Source organism: Pseudomonas sp. NBRC 111143, from assembly GCF_001320965.1.
In the GTDB taxonomy this organism is placed as follows: Bacteria; Pseudomonadota; Gammaproteobacteria; order Pseudomonadales; family Pseudomonadaceae; genus Aquipseudomonas; species Aquipseudomonas machongensis.
Genome location: NZ_BCBT01000036.1, coordinates 44655 through 62367, shown reverse-complemented (window position 1 = coordinate 62367; position 17713 = coordinate 44655). Strand labels below are relative to the sequence as shown.

General features: G+C 63.2%; 15 protein-coding genes. 4 read left to right on the top strand and 11 right to left on the bottom strand.

The window, feature by feature from the left end:
• Positions 1-80 precede the first annotated feature (80 nt).
• The 3 genes from APH44_RS19015 to APH44_RS19005 form a co-directional block, all read right to left on the bottom strand.
• A complete protein-coding gene (locus APH44_RS19015) occupies positions 81-1325 on the bottom strand; it encodes an MFS transporter (protein ID WP_054894025.1) in 1245 nt (414 codons plus the stop codon).
• Positions 1326-1451: 126 nt separating this feature from the next.
• Entirely contained in the window at positions 1452-2294 is an 843-nt protein-coding gene (locus APH44_RS19010) for a mechanosensitive ion channel family protein (protein ID WP_054894024.1), read from the bottom strand.
• Positions 2295-2407: 113 nt separating this feature from the next.
• On the bottom strand, positions 2408-2893 hold the full coding sequence (locus APH44_RS19005; RefSeq protein ID WP_054894023.1) for a YajQ family cyclic di-GMP-binding protein: 486 nt from the start codon (positions 2891-2893) through the stop codon (positions 2408-2410).
• 101 nt (positions 2894-2994) lie between these two features.
• Between APH44_RS19005 and APH44_RS19000 the strand changes: the two genes are divergently transcribed.
• The 3 genes from APH44_RS19000 to APH44_RS18990 are packed head-to-tail and all read left to right on the top strand — an operon-like array spanning position 2995 to position 6547.
• On the top strand, positions 2995-3912 hold the full coding sequence (locus APH44_RS19000) for a putative 2-dehydropantoate 2-reductase (protein ID WP_054894022.1): 918 nt from the start codon (positions 2995-2997) through the stop codon (positions 3910-3912).
• Positions 3913-3948: 36 nt separating this feature from the next.
• Positions 3949-5979, top strand: coding sequence for an ATP-binding protein (locus tag APH44_RS18995; RefSeq protein WP_054894021.1), 2031 nt, complete (start codon positions 3949-3951; stop codon positions 5977-5979).
• Between the two features lies 1 nt (position 5980).
• Positions 5981-6547: a cob(I)yrinic acid a,c-diamide adenosyltransferase gene (locus APH44_RS18990; RefSeq protein ID WP_054894020.1), complete on the top strand. Its 567-nt coding sequence runs from the start codon at positions 5981-5983 to the stop codon at positions 6545-6547.
• Positions 6548-6582: 35 nt separating this feature from the next.
• Here APH44_RS18990 and APH44_RS18985 read toward each other — a convergent pair whose 3' ends face one another.
• From APH44_RS18985 to secA, 4 genes are all read right to left on the bottom strand, one after another.
• Entirely contained in the window at positions 6583-7527 is a 945-nt protein-coding gene (locus APH44_RS18985) for a Nudix family hydrolase (RefSeq protein ID WP_054894019.1), read from the bottom strand.
• Complete coding sequence (locus APH44_RS18980; RefSeq protein WP_054894018.1) at positions 7524-8156, bottom strand: glutathione S-transferase family protein; 633 nt, start codon at positions 8154-8156, stop codon at positions 7524-7526. The genes APH44_RS18985 and APH44_RS18980 overlap by 4 nt, the downstream gene beginning before the upstream one ends.
• A gap of 106 nt (positions 8157-8262) precedes the next feature.
• On the bottom strand, positions 8263-9480 hold the full coding sequence (argJ, locus tag APH44_RS18975) for a bifunctional glutamate N-acetyltransferase/amino-acid acetyltransferase ArgJ (protein WP_054894017.1): 1218 nt from the start codon (positions 9478-9480) through the stop codon (positions 8263-8265).
• 163 nt (positions 9481-9643) lie between these two features.
• Positions 9644-12379 (bottom strand): preprotein translocase subunit SecA, encoded by a 2736-nt coding sequence (gene secA, locus APH44_RS18970; protein WP_054894016.1) that lies wholly within the window; start codon positions 12377-12379, stop codon positions 9644-9646.
• Between the two features lie 350 nt (positions 12380-12729).
• Between secA and APH44_RS18965 the strand changes: the two genes are divergently transcribed.
• Positions 12730-13185: a DUF721 domain-containing protein gene (locus APH44_RS18965; RefSeq protein ID WP_054894015.1), complete on the top strand. Its 456-nt coding sequence runs from the start codon at positions 12730-12732 to the stop codon at positions 13183-13185.
• 106 nt (positions 13186-13291) lie between these two features.
• Here the strand turns inward: APH44_RS18965 and lpxC are convergent, their stop codons facing one another.
• The 4 genes from lpxC to APH44_RS18945 all read right to left on the bottom strand — a co-directional run bounded on the left by lpxC (position 13292) and on the right by APH44_RS18945 (position 17708).
• Positions 13292-14203 carry a UDP-3-O-acyl-N-acetylglucosamine deacetylase gene (gene lpxC, locus APH44_RS18960; protein ID WP_054894014.1) on the bottom strand — a complete coding sequence of 304 codons (912 nt, stop codon included), beginning with the start codon at positions 14201-14203 and terminating at the stop codon, positions 13292-13294.
• A 112-nt stretch (positions 14204-14315) separates the two neighbouring features.
• Positions 14316-15512: a cell division protein FtsZ gene (gene ftsZ, locus APH44_RS18955; protein WP_054894013.1), complete on the bottom strand. Its 1197-nt coding sequence runs from the start codon at positions 15510-15512 to the stop codon at positions 14316-14318.
• Between the two features lie 55 nt (positions 15513-15567).
• Positions 15568-16824 carry a cell division protein FtsA gene (gene ftsA / locus APH44_RS18950; protein WP_054894012.1) on the bottom strand — a complete coding sequence of 419 codons (1257 nt, stop codon included), beginning with the start codon at positions 16822-16824 and terminating at the stop codon, positions 15568-15570.
• A gap of 14 nt (positions 16825-16838) precedes the next feature.
• Complete coding sequence (locus tag APH44_RS18945; protein WP_054894011.1) at positions 16839-17708, bottom strand: cell division protein FtsQ/DivIB; 870 nt, start codon at positions 17706-17708, stop codon at positions 16839-16841.
• Positions 17709-17713 lie beyond the last annotated feature (5 nt).

The window sequence follows — 17713 nt, the reverse complement described above, 5'->3', positions numbered from 1 at the left end:
GGTACACCACTGCTCTTGAAACCCATGGTGTACTTGTGGGAGCGGGCTTGCCCGCGAAAAGGACGAGGCCGTTTTCAAGCCTACTGAACGACAGCCCCTTCCCCAGGCCGACCGCCCACCACGAACCACAACGGCCACAGCGCCAGCGCCCCGGCAATCCCAGCACCCAAGGCAAAGTGCAACAAGCTCGCCCCTGCCCCCAGCATCGCCAACACTGCGCCCCCCAGCCCCAGCAAGGCGATGGTGATCATCCCCAGCATCGCCGAGACCAGCCCCTTGCTCTGCTCGCTGGAGAACAGCGTCATGCGGTACAGCACCGCGTTGGCCACACCCAACCCCAGTGCATAGAGCGACATGCCAGCGACCACACTGGTCACCGTCGGCCACAACCAGGTCGCCAGCACCATCAGGCACAACCCGGCCAGGTACGGCCACAGGGCACCGCGCACCAGCGCAGGCAGCGGATAACGATCCGCAATACGATTGATGATGAGGTTGCCGAGGATCAGTCCACCAAACACCGGTAACTGCCACAGCGCGTATTCCAGGGTGCTCAGCCCCTCGTCATGAATCAGCAGGACCGGCGACAGGCCGATCCAGCCGATCAGCGGCAAGCCCACCAAACCCAATGCCGCGCTGCCAGCCACAAAACGACGGTTGCCCAGCAACTGCGCGTAACCGGCCAGCAAGGGCAACAGGTGGATGGGTGTGAAGGCCAGGCGCGAGCCATCACGGCGCTCGACCCCGAGGGTTTCGGGCATCAGGCGATACAGCAGCCCCCAGCACAGCACCGCGCCCACCGCGAAGGCGACGAACAGCCAGCGCCAGTCGAGCCACTGCAGCATCAACGTCCCCACCAGCGGCCCGAGCAACGGCGAGAGCAGCGCAATGTTGGCCAGCAGCGCCATCATCCGCACCGCGTCAGCCTCGCTGAACGCCTCGTTGAGCGCCGGATAGCTCACCGTCACCACGAAGCCCAGGCCAATGCCCTGCAGCAGGCGCAGCAGATTGAACAGGCCGATATCGTGCACCCAGAAGGTCGCAAGGCATGCCACACCAAAGAAGGCGCAGCCGGTCAGCAGCAGTGGACGGCGGCCATAGCGGTCGGCCAGCGGGCCGATCAGCCACTGCAGCACTACGCCGCCAAGCAGGTAGAGGTTCAGGGCGTGCGGAATGAATTCAGGGCTGGCCTTGAGATCGTCGACCACCACCGGCATGGCAGGCATGACGGCATCGCTGGCCAGGTAGGTCAGCAGTTCGAACAGGGCAAGGGTCAGGCCGAACAACAGGGCCCGCAGAGGAGTGATATACAACAATGGTTTCATGATGGCGTTTCGGGTGCAGACAGAAGGGGTCAGGCTATATGCCAGAAATCACCGGCTTTGGCTGTGAACAAGTGTAAGGCGCAAAAAAACAAGGGCCCCTGCAGGGGCCCTGTTGTACAGCGTGGGTTACTGCGCGGCAGTCTCCTGCACCACGCGAATCACCCGCTGCGGGAAGGGAATGTCGATCCCCTCGGCCTTCAGGCGATCCCGCGCCTGCTCATTGAGCATGAACATCACGTCCCAGTAGTCGGCAGTCTTGGTCCACAGGCGCAGCGACACGGTGATCGAACTGTCACCAAGCGTGGCAACCACCGCCTGAGGCGCTGGGTCGGGCAGCACCCGAGGGTCCTGCGCCAGCTCCAGCAGCACGTTGCGCGCCTTCTGCAGGTCGGCCTCGTAGTCCACACCCACGTCGAACACGACCTTGCGCGTCGGCTGGCGGTTGGTGTTGACGATGATGCCGTTGGACAAGGTGCCGTTAGGCAGAATGACCGTCTTGTTATCACCGCTACGCAGCACGGTATGGAAGATCTGGATGCTGTCGACGGTCCCGCTCACACCCTGGGCCTCGATCCAGTCGCCGATGCGGAACGGGCGGAACAGCAGGATCAGCACGCCACCGGCAAAGTTTGCCAGGCTGCCCTGCAAGGCCAGGCCGATGGCCAGCACGGCACCACCCATGGCAGCGACGAACGAGGTGGTTTCGATGCCGATCATCGACGCCACGCTGATCGCCAGCATCACCTTGAGCACGATGTTGGACAGCGTGCGGATGAAACCCTGCAACGCCGGGTCAGCCACCCGCAGGCCGACGAGCCTGGCCAATCGATCACTGATCTTGTTGGTGATCCACCAGCCGATCGCCAGGGTCAGCAGCGCCAGCAACAAACGACTGCCGTACGCCATGATCAAGGGAATCCAAGTCTCGGACTGGCGTACCAGTTGATCGACTTCAGCGTTCAAATCCATGTTCATCTCCTGATGTCGAACGACACGTGCACAGTAAAGCAGACCGCCGGACATTCAGCGGTCGCAGGAAGCGATGGACATTGGTGTGCCATCAAGGTTCCTGCCCCGCAGAATCAGTCGCGGAAGTTGTTGAACTGCAGCGGCATGTCGAATTCCTTGGCGCGCAGGGCAGCGATGGCTTCCTGCAGGTCGTCGCGCTTCTTGCCGGTGACCCGTACCTGCTCGCCCTGGATGGCGGCCTGGACCTTGAGCTTGGCATCCTTGATGTGGGCGACGATCTTCTTCGCCAGCTCCTTGTCGATGCCCTCGCGGAACTTGGCTTCCTGTTTCATTTCCTTGCCGGAAGCATAGGGATCCTTGGTTTCCAGGCACTTGACGTCGATCTTGCGCTTGACCAGCGCCAGGCGCAGGATTTCGATCATCGCCTCGAGCTGGAATTCGGCTTCGGCAGTGAGCATCACGGTCTGCTCCTTGTCCTTGAACTCGAAGCTGCCCTTGCCCTTGAGGTCGTAGCGGCGATCGAGCTCCTTGATGGCGTTTTCGACCGCGTTCTGCACTTCGTGCTTGTCCAGTTCCGATACCACGTCGAACGAAGGCATGGTTGTTCTCCATAAAATAAAAGCGCGCTCGGCATGAAGATGGAGCGCGTCGGGTTTGACGGTTAAAATGCGGGCTCATTATAACGGGTTGCGAAACGCAGATGAGCAGCACCTGGCATATTCTCGGCGCCGGCAGCCTCGGCAGCCTCTGGGCCTGTCGCCTGGCACGGGCAGGCAAGGCCGTGCGCCTGGTGCTGCGCGACGAACAGCGCCTGGCAGCTTATGAAGCCGAAGGCGGCCTGACCCTGATCGAACAGCACCAGACAACGCAATTCGCCATTCCGGCACAGACCTGCGAGGGCGAAGGCCCTATCCACCGCCTGCTGCTGGCGTGCAAGGCCTACGACGCCGCGCCTGCCATCGCGCGCCTGGCGCCGCGGCTGGCCGAAGGTGCTGAGCTGGTCCTGCTGCAGAACGGCCTCGGCAGCCAGGATGAAGTGGCCGAGCAGGCTCCCCACGCCCGCTGTATCTTCGCCTCCAGCACCGAAGGTGCGTTCCGCGAGCGCGACTGGCAGGTGCGGTTTGCTGGCCAGGGCTTCAACTGGCTGGGCGATCCGGGCAACCCTGGCGTCCCCGAATGGTTCGGCGATCTGAGCGAGGCCGGCATCCCGGCCGAGTGGTCGCTGGACATACTCACCCGCCTGTGGCGCAAGCTTGCACTCAATTGCGCGATCAACCCGCTGACGGTGCTTTACGACTGCCAGAATGGCGGGCTGCTTGGTCACCTGCCTGAAGTCGACGCACTGTGCGTGGAACTGGGCACCCTCCTGAGCAGTGCTGGGCAAGCGCAAGCGGCCGAAAACCTGGCCGAAGACGTCCAACGGGTGATCGTGGCGACCGCGGCCAACTACTCTTCGATGTACCAGGACGTGCGCGCAGGCCGACGTACCGAGCTGCACTACCTGCTTGGCCATGCCTGCAACGTTGCCGCCCGGCATGGCCTGGCGACACCTGGCCTGGAACACCTGCGCCAACGCCTGGTCGATAACCTGCAGGCACGCAACCTGCCCAGCGACTGACGCTGCCCACCCACCGACACGGACATCACCTCGCCCATGACCCTGCGCCAACGCCTGGAAAACCTCCCGGTCGGGCAAAAACTGCTGGCCGCCCTGCTGGTGCTGCTGGTCACCATCCTGCTGGTGGCCAACCTGGCCTTCATCAGCGCCGCCTACTGGATCACCCAGGAAAGCATGGCTCCCCAGGCGCTACAGACCATCGGCCGGTTGGTCGCCAATCCACAGCTTTCCGCGCGCGCCAGCGACAGCCCAGAAGCCGCCAGCGCCTTGCTCAAGGAGCTCGACAGCTATTCACCCCTGCGCGCCGCCGCCGTGTATGCCAGCGACGGGCGCCTGCTGGCCCAACTGCAACATGGCCAGCCACTGAGCATGCCCAAGCGCTACCGCAACATCGACGGCTGGCGCCTCACCGAGTTTCGCAGCACCCAGCTGATCGCCCTGCCCCGTCCAGGCAGCCCGCCCGCGCACCTGCTGCTGGTGGCCAGCAGCGAATTGCCGGTTGCGTTCTATACCGGCACCCTGTCTGCCAGCCTGGCGATCCTGGTGTTCAGCATTCTGCTGTGGCTGATCATCGCCCGGCAGATCAAGCGCCTGATCACCCAGCCGATCAACAGCCTCGAGGAGCTCTCGCGCCAGGTGACCCGCGAGGAGAGCTACGCCCTGCGTGCGCAACGGGGCAACGACGACGAAATCGGCAGCCTTGCCGAAGCGTTCAACACCATGCTGTCGCGTATCGAAGCGCGCGAAGACCAGCTCAAGCGTGCCCGCGACGAATTCCAGTCGGCTTTCGACCAGGCCCAGGGCCTGGCCGAGGAAACCCGCCACACCAACCGCAAGCTGGAACTGGAAGTTCAGGTGCGCAGCAAGATCGAGAAAAAGCTGACAGGCTTCCAGAACTACCTGAACAGCATCATCGACTCCATGCCTTCGGCACTGATCGCCCTCGACGAGCAGCTCTACGTCACGCAATGGAACCAGGAAGCCACCGCGCTTTCCGGGACGCCGCTGGACGAGGCGCTGAACCAGCCGATCTTCATCGCTTTCGAGCCACTCAAGCCATTCCTGCCACAGCTCAAGGAGACGGTGGAAAAACACCGGGTAGCGAAGGTCGAGCGGGTCACCTGGCCCAAGGACGACGAGCCACGCCACTACGCGCTCACGTTCTATCCGCTGACCGGCGGCGGCGGGCGTGGGGTGGTGATCCGCATCGACGACATCACCCAGCGCCTGTCGCTGGAAGAAATGATGGTGCAATCGGAAAAGATGCTCTCGGTCGGCGGCCTGGCCGCAGGCATGGCCCACGAGATCAACAACCCGCTGGGCGCGATCCTGCACAACGTGCAGAACATTCGTCGACGCCTGTCGCCGGAACTGCCGCGCAATCAGGAGCAGGCCGACGAGCTGGGCATCGACCTGGCCAGCATCAACCGCTACCTGGAGGGCCGCGAAGTGCCGCAATTGCTCGACGGCATCCAGCAGGCCGGCGCGCGGGCCGCGAAGATCGTCACCCACATGCTCAGCTTCAGCCGCCGCAGCAACCGCCAACTGGCGCCTTGCAACCTGCCCGCCTTGATCGACCAGGCAGTGGAGATCGCCGGCAACGACTTCGACCTGACGGAGGGCTTCGACTTCAAGGGCCAGGCCATCGTCCGCCAGTTCGACCCCGAGCTCGGCCCCGTGCCCTGCACCGCCAACGAGCTGGAGCAAGTGCTGCTCAACCTGCTGAAGAACGCCGCCCAGGCCATCCATCAGCGCCCGGCGCCCAGCGAACCCGGGCGCATCACCCTGCGCACCCGCCTCAATCCACCGTGGGCCGAGATCCAGGTGGAAGATAATGGCATCGGCATGCCCGAGTCGGTGCGCAAGCGCACCTTCGAGCCGTTCTTCACCACCAAGGAGATCGGCCAGGGAACCGGTCTGGGCCTTTCGGTCTCGTACTTCATCATCACCAACAACCACAAAGGGCAGATGGAGGTGCACTCCACCCCAGGCCAAGGCACCTGCTTCACCCTGCGCCTGCCCTTGAGCCAGCTGGGGGCCATGCCCCCGGCCAAGACGGAGGCATGACATGGGCTATCGCCTGTCGAAGATCTACACCCGCACCGGCGACAAGGGCGAGACCGGCCTTGGCGACGGTCGCCGCGTCCCCAAGGACCATCCGCGCATCGAGGCCATCGGCGAGGTGGACATGCTCAACAGCCAGTTGGGCGTGCTGCTCGCCGGGCTGGCCGAGCAAGGCCTGGATGAGCTGAGCGAGGTGTTGGCGCCTTGTCAGCATCGTCTGTTCGACCTCGGCGGCGAACTGGCGATGCCCAGTTACCAGGCGCTGGACCAGGCCGAAGTGCAGCGCCTGGAAGCGGTCATCGATAGGTGGAACGAGGAGCTGGGGCCATTGAAGAACTTCATTCTGCCCAGCGGCTCGGCGCTGGTAGCCCAGGCCCATGTGTGTCGCGCCCAGGCACGGGCGGCGGAGCGGCGCTGCCAGCAGTTGAATGCCGTCGAGCCGCTTGAGGGGGTGGGGTTGGCCTATATCAACCGGTTGTCGGACCTGCTGTTTGTCGCAGCGCGGATCATCGGCCGACGCCAGGGGGTGGCCGAGGTGCTATGGCAGCCTGCCGAGAAGCCGCAAGGCTGAGACCATCGGGGCCGCAAAGCGGCCCCGGCTGCGACTCAGGCTTGAGGCCAGAACGCCCGAATCCCGGCAACACCTTGAGCACCCGCCTCACGGGCCCGCTCACGCTCACCCGGCCCGACCCCGCCCAGCAGGAACACTGGCTGGTTGAAGCCTGCAATCAAGCGCTGCGCCTCCTCCCAACCAATCGGCGTGGCCTCGGGGTGGGTCTGGGTAGGCTGCACTGGCGACAGAGTGACAAAGTCCACTCCCATCTGCCGTGCCAGCTCGAGCTCCTCGGCGCTATGGCAGGACGCCGCCAGCCAGCGATTCTGCGGGAACGGTCGCCCCTTGGCAGCGTACTTGCGCAATTGCGCCGCCGTCAGGTGCCAACCTGCAGACGGGAAGTCCCCCAGCCACTCCAGTGGTCCCTTGAGCATCAGCAGAGCCTTGCCGGCACAGAGCCCGACCGCATCCACCGCCACATCGCGGTACTTGGGGTCGTACATGTCTGGCGCGCGCAACTGGATCAGCCTGATGCCGGAGGCCACTGCCTTCTGGATACCTCGCAGCAACGCCGGGGTATCGAGCCCATCCGGGGTGATCAGGTACTGGTCCGGCAGGCGTGTGGCCGCCACGATCGGTTTATTGGCCTCGGGAAATGCATACTGGTCCAGGTCTCGCGGAGCAACCCACGCCAATGGCTGGCCCTCGGCGCCATGGGGCTCGCCGGTGAAAGCCGACACCTCGCGCACGTCCAGCAGCACCTGCTTGTCCGGGTAGTCATGGCTGACCTTGATCAGCGGCCGAGAGGCGCTGACGACGATACCCAGCTCCTCGTGCAGCTCACGGGCCAGTGCGGCCTCGACGCCCTCGCCCTCTTCCACCTTGCCGCCGGGAAATTCCCACAGGCCGCCCTGGTGCTGAGTATCGGCGCGGCGCGCGATGAGGATGCGCCCGTCGACGCCGCGAATGACGGCTGCAACTACATGGATCCGTTTCACCCGTTACACTCCATCAAGCCCGCTTTCTGCCAGGCCTGGAAGGCCTGCCAGTTGTAGATCGTTTCGATGTACGCCGCCGCCTGCGCGGGCACTTGCACACGGTAGGTACGCAAACGCACCGCCACCGGGGCGAAGAAGGCATCGGCCAGCGTGGGCCGTCCGAACAGGAACGGGCCGCCGTCCTTGGCCATCAGGCGGCACTCGCCCCACAAGGCGACAATGCGGTCGATATCGACCTGCACTTCGAGCGGCACGCTATCCAACGCCTGATCGCGCGACAGATCGAACGGCATCGCACCGCGCAAGGCAAAGAAACCACTGTGCATCTGCGCACACGCCGAGCGCGCCTGGGCACGCGCAGCGACCTCCACCGGCCAGAGCTGCGCCTCGGGGTGCTGTTCATTGAGGTATTCGGCGATGGCCAGGGAGTCGGCGATCACGCCGTGCTCGGTCTTGAGCAACGGCACCTTGCCGGTGGCCGAGAATTCGAGAATGCGCTTGCGGGTATCAGGCTGGTTGAGCTTGATCAGTGTCTCGTCATAACCGACGCCTGCCAGCTCAAGGGCCAGGGCGCCGCGCAGCGACCAGGAAGAATACAGCTTGTCGCCGATGATCAGGTGATAGCTCATGGTTCGGCTCCATTGCTCTTTGGATTCAGGGCTGCTACGCAGCCCATCGCGACACAAGGCCGCTCCACAGGTCCCCTTCGAGCCTGTGGCAGCGGCCTTGGGTGGATCAGGTACGGTATTCGGCGTTGATCTTCACGTACTCGTGGGACAGATCAGTGGTCCAGATGGTTTCGCTGCACTGGCCGCGACCCAGTTCGATACGAATGGTGATCTCTTCCTGGGCCATCACCGCCGAACCTTGCTCTTCGGTGTAGCTCGGGCTGCGACCGCCCTTGCTGGCGATGCACACGCTGTCGAGGTACACATCGATCAGGCTGACGTCCAGTTCCGGCACGCCTGCGCGGCCGACGGCAGCCAGAATGCGGCCCCAGTTGGGGTCGGAGGCGAACAGTGCAGTCTTGATCAGCGGCGAATGAGCGACGGCATAGCCGACATCCAGGCACTCCTGATGATTCCCCCCGCCATTGACCTGCACGGTCACGAACTTGGTCGCACCTTCGCCATCACGGACGATGGCCTGGGCCACCTCCATGCACACGTCGAACACGGCCTTCTTCAGCGCTTCGAACAGCGCGCCACTCGCCTCGGTTACCTCCGGCAGGTTGGCCTTGCCGGTGGCGATCAGCATGCAGCAATCGTTGGTCGAGGTGTCGCCATCGATGGTGATGCGGTTGAACGACTTGTTGGCACCATCGAGCATCAGGTCCTTGAGCACAGCCGGGGCGACCTTGGCGTCGGTGGCGATGTAGCCGAGCATGGTGGCCATGTTCGGGCGGATCATGCCTGCACCTTTGCTGATCCCGGTGACCGTGACGGTGACGCCGTCGTGCTGGAACTGACGGCTGGCACCCTTGGGCAGGGTGTCGGTGGTCATGATGCCAGTAGCGGCTTCGGCCCAGTTGTTTTCCGAAAGGTTGTCCAGCGCAGCCTGCAGCGCGCCTTCGATCTTCTCGACCGGCAGCGGCTCGCCGATCACCCCGGTGGAGAATGGCAGCACGGACTCGGCAGGCACGCCGGTCAGCTCGGCCAGCTTGGCGCAGGTGCGCTCGGCGGCGGCCAGGCCCGGCGCACCGGTACCGGCGTTGGCGTTTCCGGTGTTGGTCAGCAGGTAGCGCACAGTGCCCTGCACGCGCTGCTTGGAGAGGATCACGGGAGCGGCGCAGAAGGCGTTGAGAGTGAACACGCCGGCAACGCTGGAGCCTTCGGCGCAGCGCATCACCACCACGTCCTTGCGCCCAGGGCGCTTGATGCCCGCCGAAGCGATGCCGAGTTCGAAACCGGGAACCGGGTGCAGGGTAGGCAGGGGACCGAGACCGACAGCCATTGGAGCGCTCCTAGAAAATGAATGAGTTGCGAAAAGCGGGGCCGCTTTGCGCCCCATCGCGGCACAAGGCCGCTCCTACAGGTTCTGTGCGATGCCTGTGGGAGCGGCCTTGTGCCGCGATGGGCCGCCAAGCGGCCCTGTAGATGTCAGGTGACGGATCGAATCACTCGATCTGACCATGGCAATGCTTGAACTTCTTGCCCGAACCACACCAGCACGGCTCGTTGCGGCCCAGTTTCTGTTCGTTGCGAACGGGCGCAGAGGCTACAGCCACTTCGGCGCCCTCCTCGCTCAGTTGCTCGCTTTCCAGACCTGGGGCTGCGGCATGCTGGAACTGCATGCGGCTGGCCAGTGCCTCGGCCTCGCGGCGCAGGCGGGCTTCTTCTTCGGCAGGGTCTTCGCGGCGAACCTGAACGTGCGACAGCACACGGATGGTGTCGCGCTTGATCGACTCGAGCAGCTCCTGGAACAGGGTGAACGACTCGCGCTTGTACTCCTGCTTCGGGTTCTTCTGGGCGTAGCCGCGCAGGTGGATACCGTGACGCAGGTGATCCATGGTCGACAGGTGGTCTTTCCACAGGTCGTCCACCACGCGCAGCAGAATCTGCTTCTCGAAGGTGCGCAGGGCGTCGATGCCGGCCTGGTCTTCCTTCTCGGTGTAGGCGGTGGTGATCTCGTTCAGCAGCTTCTCGCGCAGGGTCTCCTCGTAGAGGTGATCGTCCTCGTCGAGCCACTGCTGGATCGGCAGCTTCATGGCGAAGTCGCTCGACAGCGCGGCCTCAAGGCCCGCCACGTCCCACTGCTCGGGCAGCGACTGCGGCGGAATGTGCTGGCTGATAGTGGCGTCGAGCACTTCCTTGCGGAACTCGGCGATGGTGTCGCCGATGTTCTCGGCAGCCAGCAGGCTGTTGCGCATGTGGTAGATCACCTTGCGCTGCTCGTTAGCCACGTCGTCGTATTCGAGCAGCTGCTTGCGGATGTCGAAGTTGCGACCTTCGACCTTGCGCTGCGCTTTTTCGATGGCGTTGGTGACCATGCGGTGCTCGATGGCTTCGCCGGATTGCATGCCCAGCGCCTTCATGAAGTTCTTCACCCGGTCGGAAGCGAAGATACGCATCAGGCTGTCTTCCAGCGACAGGTAGAAGCGGCTCGAACCGGCATCGCCCTGACGGCCGGCACGGCCACGCAGCTGGTTGTCGATACGACGCGACTCGTGACGCTCGGAGGCGATCACGTGCAGGCCACCGGCTTCCAGCACCTGCTGGTGGCGCTTCTGCCAGTCGGCCTTGATCTGCGCGATCTGCTCGCTGGTCGGGTTTTCCAGGGCAGCGACTTCGGCTTCCCAGTTACCGCCCAGCAGGATGTCGGTACCACGACCGGCCATGTTGGTGGCGATGGTCAGGGCGCCCGGCGCACCGGCCTGGGCGATGATCTCGGCTTCCTTCTCGTGGTACTTGGCGTTCAGGACCTTGTGGTCGATGCCTTCCTTCTGCAGAAGGTTGGACATGTGCTCGGAGGTCTCGATGGTCGCGGTACCCACCAGGACAGGACGGCCCTTGGCCATGCTTTCCTTGATGTCGGCGATGATCGCCGCGTACTTCTCGTCGGCGGTGAGGTAGACCAGGTCGTTGAAGTCCTTCCGTGCCAGCGGCTTGTTCGGCGGAATGACCATCACGTTGAGGTTGTAGATCTGGGCGAACTCGAACGCTTCGGTGTCGGCAGTACCGGTCATGCCGGACAGCTTGGTGTAGAGACGGAAGTAGTTCTGGAAGGTGGTCGAAGCCAGGGTCTGGCTCTCGGCCTGGATGTTCAGGTTTTCCTTCGCCTCGATGGCCTGGTGCAGGCCTTCGGACAGGCGGCGGCCCGGCATGGTACGGCCGGTATGTTCGTCGATCAGCAGGATCTGGCCGTCCTGGACGATGTACTCGACGTTGCGGTGGAACAGCTTGTGCGCACGCAGGCCCGCGTAGACATGAGTGAGCAGGCCCAGGTTGTGGGCCGAGTAGAGGCTCTCGCCTTCGGCCAGCAGGCCGGACTGGGTGAGCATCTCCTCGATGAACTGGTGACCGGCCTCGTTGAGCTCGACCTGGCGGCTCTTCTCGTCGATGGTGAAGTGACCCTCTTGAGTCACCTGGCCTTCGACTTCTTCGATGTGCTGCTTCAGGCGCGGGATCAGGCGGTTGATCTCGATGTACAGCTTGGAGCTGTCTTCGGCCTGACCGGAGATGATCAGCGGGGTACGCGCTTCGTCGATGAGGATGGAGTCGACTTCGTCGATCACGGCGAAGTTCAGCTCACGCTGGAACTTCTCGTCCTGGCTGAACGCCATGTTGTCGCGCAGGTAGTCGAAACCGAATTCGTTGTTGGTGCCGTAGGTGATGTCGGCAGCATAGGCGGCGCGCTTTTCTTCCGGCGGCTGGAAGGCCGAGACGATGCCCACCTTGAGGCCGAGGAATTCATACAGCGGACGCATCCAGTTGGCGTCACGGCGAGCCAGGTAGTCGTTGACCGTGACCACATGCACGCCCTTGCCGGACAACGCGTTCAGGTAGACCGCCAGGGTACCGACCAAGGTCTTGCCTTCACCGGTACGCATTTCTGCGATCATGCCCTCGTGCAGGGTCATGCCACCGATCAGCTGGACATCGAAGTGGCGCATGCCCATGACACGCTTGCCGGCCTCACGGGCCACGGCGAAGGCTTCGGGCAACAACTGGTCGAGGGTTTCGCCTTTGGCCAGGCGCTCTTTGAACTCTGCGGTCTTGCCACGCAGTTGCTCGTCGGAGAGGGCCACCATCTTCTCTTCGAAGGCATTGACGGTGCTCACCGTCTTGAGCATGCGCTTGATTTCACGCTCGTTCTTGCTTCCAAAAAGTTTTTTTAACAAAGGCGCAAACATATCGGCAGGATCTTCCACACTTAGGGATGGAGGGCGGCCCCGTGAGTCGCCCGTGCAGCCCTTGGGCCGCATGCGAACGAGCATTCTACCCGGAAACGTTGGTGAGGAAAGTGGTGGATTTCCACGATGCTGGCACAGCGCTTTAAACGGGGCCTCTCTAACATAGGGACATTTTCCTCAAGTTCAAGGCGGCCAGACATGAAACGTGTTTGGCCTCCTCGCGGGCGGGCCTGCGCCTGCCCCCTCTGCACCGCCCCCAGGATCGGTGCTGCCGGTAAAGCGTCCGGCACAGGCAACGGCCCTGGCGGCATCTGTTAGACTGCCAATCTTGTAACCTCATGCGTACTCCGATGGCCTACAAACCCCCTTCTGCCCAGCCACCCGCCGCCTTGCTGCGCCAGGCCAGGCCGCTGCGCCTGCTGCTCAACCAGGCCGAGCGCCTCGAGCACCTGCAGCGTTTGCTGGAAAGCCAGTTGCAGCCTGCTGCAAGGGCACACTGTCACGTAGCCTCCTGGCGCGATGGCTGTCTGCTCCTGGTGGTGACGGACGGCCATTGGGCAACGCGTCTGCGCTACCAGCAGAAGCGTCTGCTGACAACGCTGCGAGCCATGGAAGCCTTCGCCAACCTGCAGCGCATCAAGTTCCAGGTGCAACCACCAGTTGGCGCACCCGCGCGCCCGACACACACCACCGAGTTGTCGCAACAAGCGGCACAAAGCCTGCGCGAGACGGCGCAAGGCATTGATGACGAAAAACTGCGGGCCGCGCTGGAACGGCTTGCAGCACGCGCCCACGACAAGACCTGAAGTTCCAGGCGTTATCTGCGAAGGCCTCAAACACCGCTCGGCCATGGGCGCGCCAATAAAAAAGGCCACCCGAAGGTGGCCTCAATGAACTAGAGAGTGTTCGAACTTACACGGCCGCAACAGGGCGCATGTAGGAGATCGGTGCCGTACTGGCATCTTCGAAAGTAACCACTTCCCAGGCGTCCGTTTCTGCGATCAGCTTGCGCAGCAACTGGTTGTTCAGCGCGTGTCCGGACTTGTAGCCCTTGAACTCGCCGATCAGGCTGTTGCCCAGCAGATAGAGGTCACCGATCGCGTCGAGGATCTTGTGCTTGACGAATTCGTCATCGGAGCGAAGTCCGTCTTCGTTGAGCACACCGGTCTCATCGACCACGATGGCGTTCTCGACACTGCCACCCAACGCAAGGTTGTGCTTGCGCAGGTACTCGATGTCACGCATGAAACCGAAGGTGCGTGCTCGGCTGACTTCCTTCACGAACGACGTGCTGGAGAAATCAACCACTGCACTCTGGGTCTGGCCCTTGAGGACCGGGTGATCGAAGTCGATCTCGAAGCTCACCTTGAACCCGTCGAAGGGCAGGAAGGTGGCGCGCTTGTCGCCCTCCTCCACGCTGACTTCGCGCAGGATACGGATGAACTTTTTAGCGGCGTCCTGTTCTTCCAGGCCGGCGGACTGAATCAGGAATACAAAGGGACCGGCGCTGCCATCCATGATCGGCACTTCCGAGGCGGAGAGCTCGACGTAGGCGTTATCGATGCCCAGGCCCGCCATGGCGGAGAGCAGGTGCTCGACCGTATCGACCTTGACGTCACCGTTGACCAGCGTCGTCGACATGGTTGTCTCGCCGACGTTGGCCGCACGCGCCGGGATTTCGACCACAGGGTCGAGGTCAGCGCGGCGGAAAACGATGCCGGTATCCACGGGTGCTGGCTTGAGAGTCAGGTAGACCTTCTCTCCGGAATGCAGGCCGACACCTGTGGCACGAATGGTATTCTTCAGGGTGCGTTGTCTAATCATGGCATTGGCCGCTTTAGCGCTAATTGCGAATTGGTATCAACAAAGGCTGAGAATGATAGCAGACCCGGCCTTTGCTGAACACCAATCACCCTTATACCCCTGATAAATTCCATCAATCGGCCTGGCGACGCAGGAAGGCCGGGATGTCAAGGTAGTCCAGATCGTCCTGTGGGTTGAGTTTAGCCGCAGCCGCAGCGCCTGCGTGTGCCTGGTTGCGCATCACGGTCGGACGCTCCAGGTCACGGTAGTTTACCGCCGACTGCTCCTGGCGAACCGGAGCCGGGTTGGAGGACTCGTACACCTGCTGCGCGGTCTGCAGCGTGTTGTCGACGACCTTGACCGGCTTCTCGATGCGCGCACCCAGGCCAGTAGCGACCACGGTGACGTGCAACTCGTCGCGCATGTCAGGATCGATCACGGTGCCGACCTTGACCATCGCGTGGTCGGAGGCGAAGGCCTCGATGATGCTACCCACGTCGGAGTACTCACCCAGCGACAGGTCAGGACCTGCGGTGATGTTCACCAGGATACCGCGGGCACCCTGCAGGTTGACGTCCTCGAGCAGCGGGTTGCGAATCGCCGCCTCGGTGGCCTCACGAGCACGGTTCGGACCGCTGGCGCAGCCAGTGCCCATCATGGCCATGCCCATCTCGCCCATCACGGTGCGCACGTCGGCAAAGTCGACGTTGATCATGCCCGGACGCTTGATGATGTCGGAGATGCCGCGCACGGCGCCAGCCAGCACGTCGTCGGCCTTGGCGAAGGCAGACAGCAGGCTTGCATCCTTGCCCAGGATGGTCAGCAGCTTCTCGTTGGGGATGGTGATCAGCGAGTCAACGCTTTCAGCCAGCATGCGGATGCCTTCATCGGCGATCTGCATGCGCTTGCGACCCTCGAACGGGAACGGACGGGTCACCACCGCAACGGTGAGGATGCCCATTTCCTTCGCCACTTCGGCGATGATCGGCGCAGCACCAGTACCGGTACCGCCGCCCATGCCAGTGGTGATGAACACCATGTTGGTGCCTTGCAGCACTTCGGCGATGCGCTCACGGTCTTCCAGCGCGGCCTGACGACCGACTTCCGGATTGGCACCGGCACCCAGGCCCTTGGTCACACCGGTCCCCAGTTGCAGGATGGTGCGTGCGCCAATGTTCTTCAGCGCCTGGGCATCGGTGTTGGCGCAGATGAATTCCACACCTTCGATGCTGCTTTTGACCATGTGGTTGACGGCGTTGCCACCACCACCACCGACACCGATCACTTTGATGACCGGGCTTTGCGGGACGTTGTCTACGAGCTCGAACATTTTCCCTCTCCTTACAGTTCTCTAGTTTTTGCGCCTACCACTACTGCTTTGAAACTTAGAAGTTGCCTTGGACCCAGCGCTTGAAGCGCTCAAGCACCGGGGCCTTAGGTTCATCGCCATAGCTGTTGCTGCTGCTGTTGCCGGTCAGGGGCAGGTCCTCGGTCTGCTTTTGCAGGCCGTAGGTGAGCAGTCCCACGCCGGTTGAATAGATCGGGTTGCGCACCACGTCGCTCAGCCCCCGAACGCTGTGCGGCACGCCGAGGCGTACCGGCATGTGGAAGATTTCCTCGGCCAGTTCCACGGCGCCTTCCATCTTCGATGTACCGCCGGTCAGGACGATGCCGGCCGGCACCAGATCCTCGTAGCCGCTGCGACGCAACTCGGCCTGGATCAGGGTGAAGAGCTCGTCGTAACGAGGCTCGACCACTTCTGCCAGGGCCTGGCGCGACAGTTCGCGCGGCGGACGATCGCCGACGCTCGGCACCTTGATGGTCTCGCCGGCGCCGGCCAGCTTGGCCAGGGCGCAGGCGTAGCGGATCTTGATTTCCTCGGCGTACTGCGTAGGTGTACGCAGGGCCATGGCAATGTCGTTGGTGACCTGGTCGCCGGCGATCGGGATCACCGCGGTGTGGCGGATCGCACCTTCGGTGAAGATGGCGATGTCGGTAGTGCCGCCGCCGATGTCTACCAGGCACACGCCCAGTTCTTTCTCGTCATCGGTCAGCACCGAATAAGCCGAGGCCAGTTGTTCGAGAATGATGTCGTCAATCTCGAGGCCGCAGCGGCGCACGCACTTCTCGATGTTCTGAGCGGCGTTGACCGCGCAGGTGACCACATGGACTTTCGCTTCCAGACGCACGCCAGACATGCCCAGTGGCTCGCGCACACCTTCCTGGTTGTCGATCACGTAGTCCTGGGGCAGGGTGTGCAGCACGCGCTGGTCGGCCGGGATGGCCACGGCCTGGGCAGCGTCGAGCACGCGCTCGAGGTCGGCGACGCTGACCTCACGGTCGCGGATGGCGACGATGCCATGGGAGTTCAGGCTGCGGATGTGGTTGCCGGCAACACCGACGAACGCCGAGTGGATGCGGCAGCCGGCCATCAACTGCGCTTCTTCCACCGCGCGCTGGATCGACTGCACGGTCGACTCGATGTTCACCACCACGCCTTTCTTCAAGCCGCGGGACGGATGCGTACCGATCCCGACGATCTCCAGGGTGCCGTCCGCCGCCACTTCGCCAACCAGCGCCACCACCTTGGAGGTGCCAATGTCCAGCCCGACGATCATTTTGCCGCTATGCGCGTTTGCCATGGTCCTGCCTCTCTCTAATTCTTCGCAACGGCGGGTTGGGCCGTCGTCGGTGCATTCGGTTCCCGCCAGCCAACCGCTAATCCGTTGGCGTATCGCAGATCGATGCGGGCGATGTTGGTGATCTGCTCTTTGAGTGTCTTGTCGTATATGGCAATGAACCGGCGCATCTTCTCCACCAGATGATCGCGCCCCAACAGCAGCTCGATGCCAGGACCGGCGCTACCCGCACCGGTGGTCAGGAACCAGCTGCCTCGCTCGCGCAGCTCCAGGCGAGCGATGGAGAAGCCCATGGGGCGCAGCATCTGGCTCAATACCTGATACTGCTGCATGACTTGTTGCTGAGCGCGCTGCGGCCCGAACAGCTGCGGCAAATGCTCATAGTTGGCCAGCTCCCGCGGGGTGAACGCCTGGCCCTGGTTGTTGAGCAAGGCCTCATCGCCCCAGCGCGCGACCGGCAGTTGTTCCTCGAGGCGGATCACCACCTCATCCGGCCATACCCGACGCACTTCGGCGTGGGCGATCCATGGCATCTGCTCAAGCTCTGTACGCATCGCCGGCAGATCGACACTGAAGAAGCTCGCCGCGACATAAGGCGCGATACGCTGCTGCACCGCCTGCTGGCTGATGTAGCTCAGGTCGCCTTGCACGGCGATCTTGGTGATCGGGCGGTCGGCGTAAGGCATCAACCGGATCGCGCCTTCGTAGGCGCCGAAGCCGGCAGCGACCAGCAGCACCGGCCACAGCAGGCGTTTCAACCCACCGAAGCTGGGCCGTGGCAGGCGCGCCGATACGGGCTCGTCGGCCACCAGTCGGCTGGCACCGCGCGGCACCGGCTTGCTGCGGCCGGTGACGGGTTGCTGCTGACGTATCATTGCGCCTTGCATGGCTC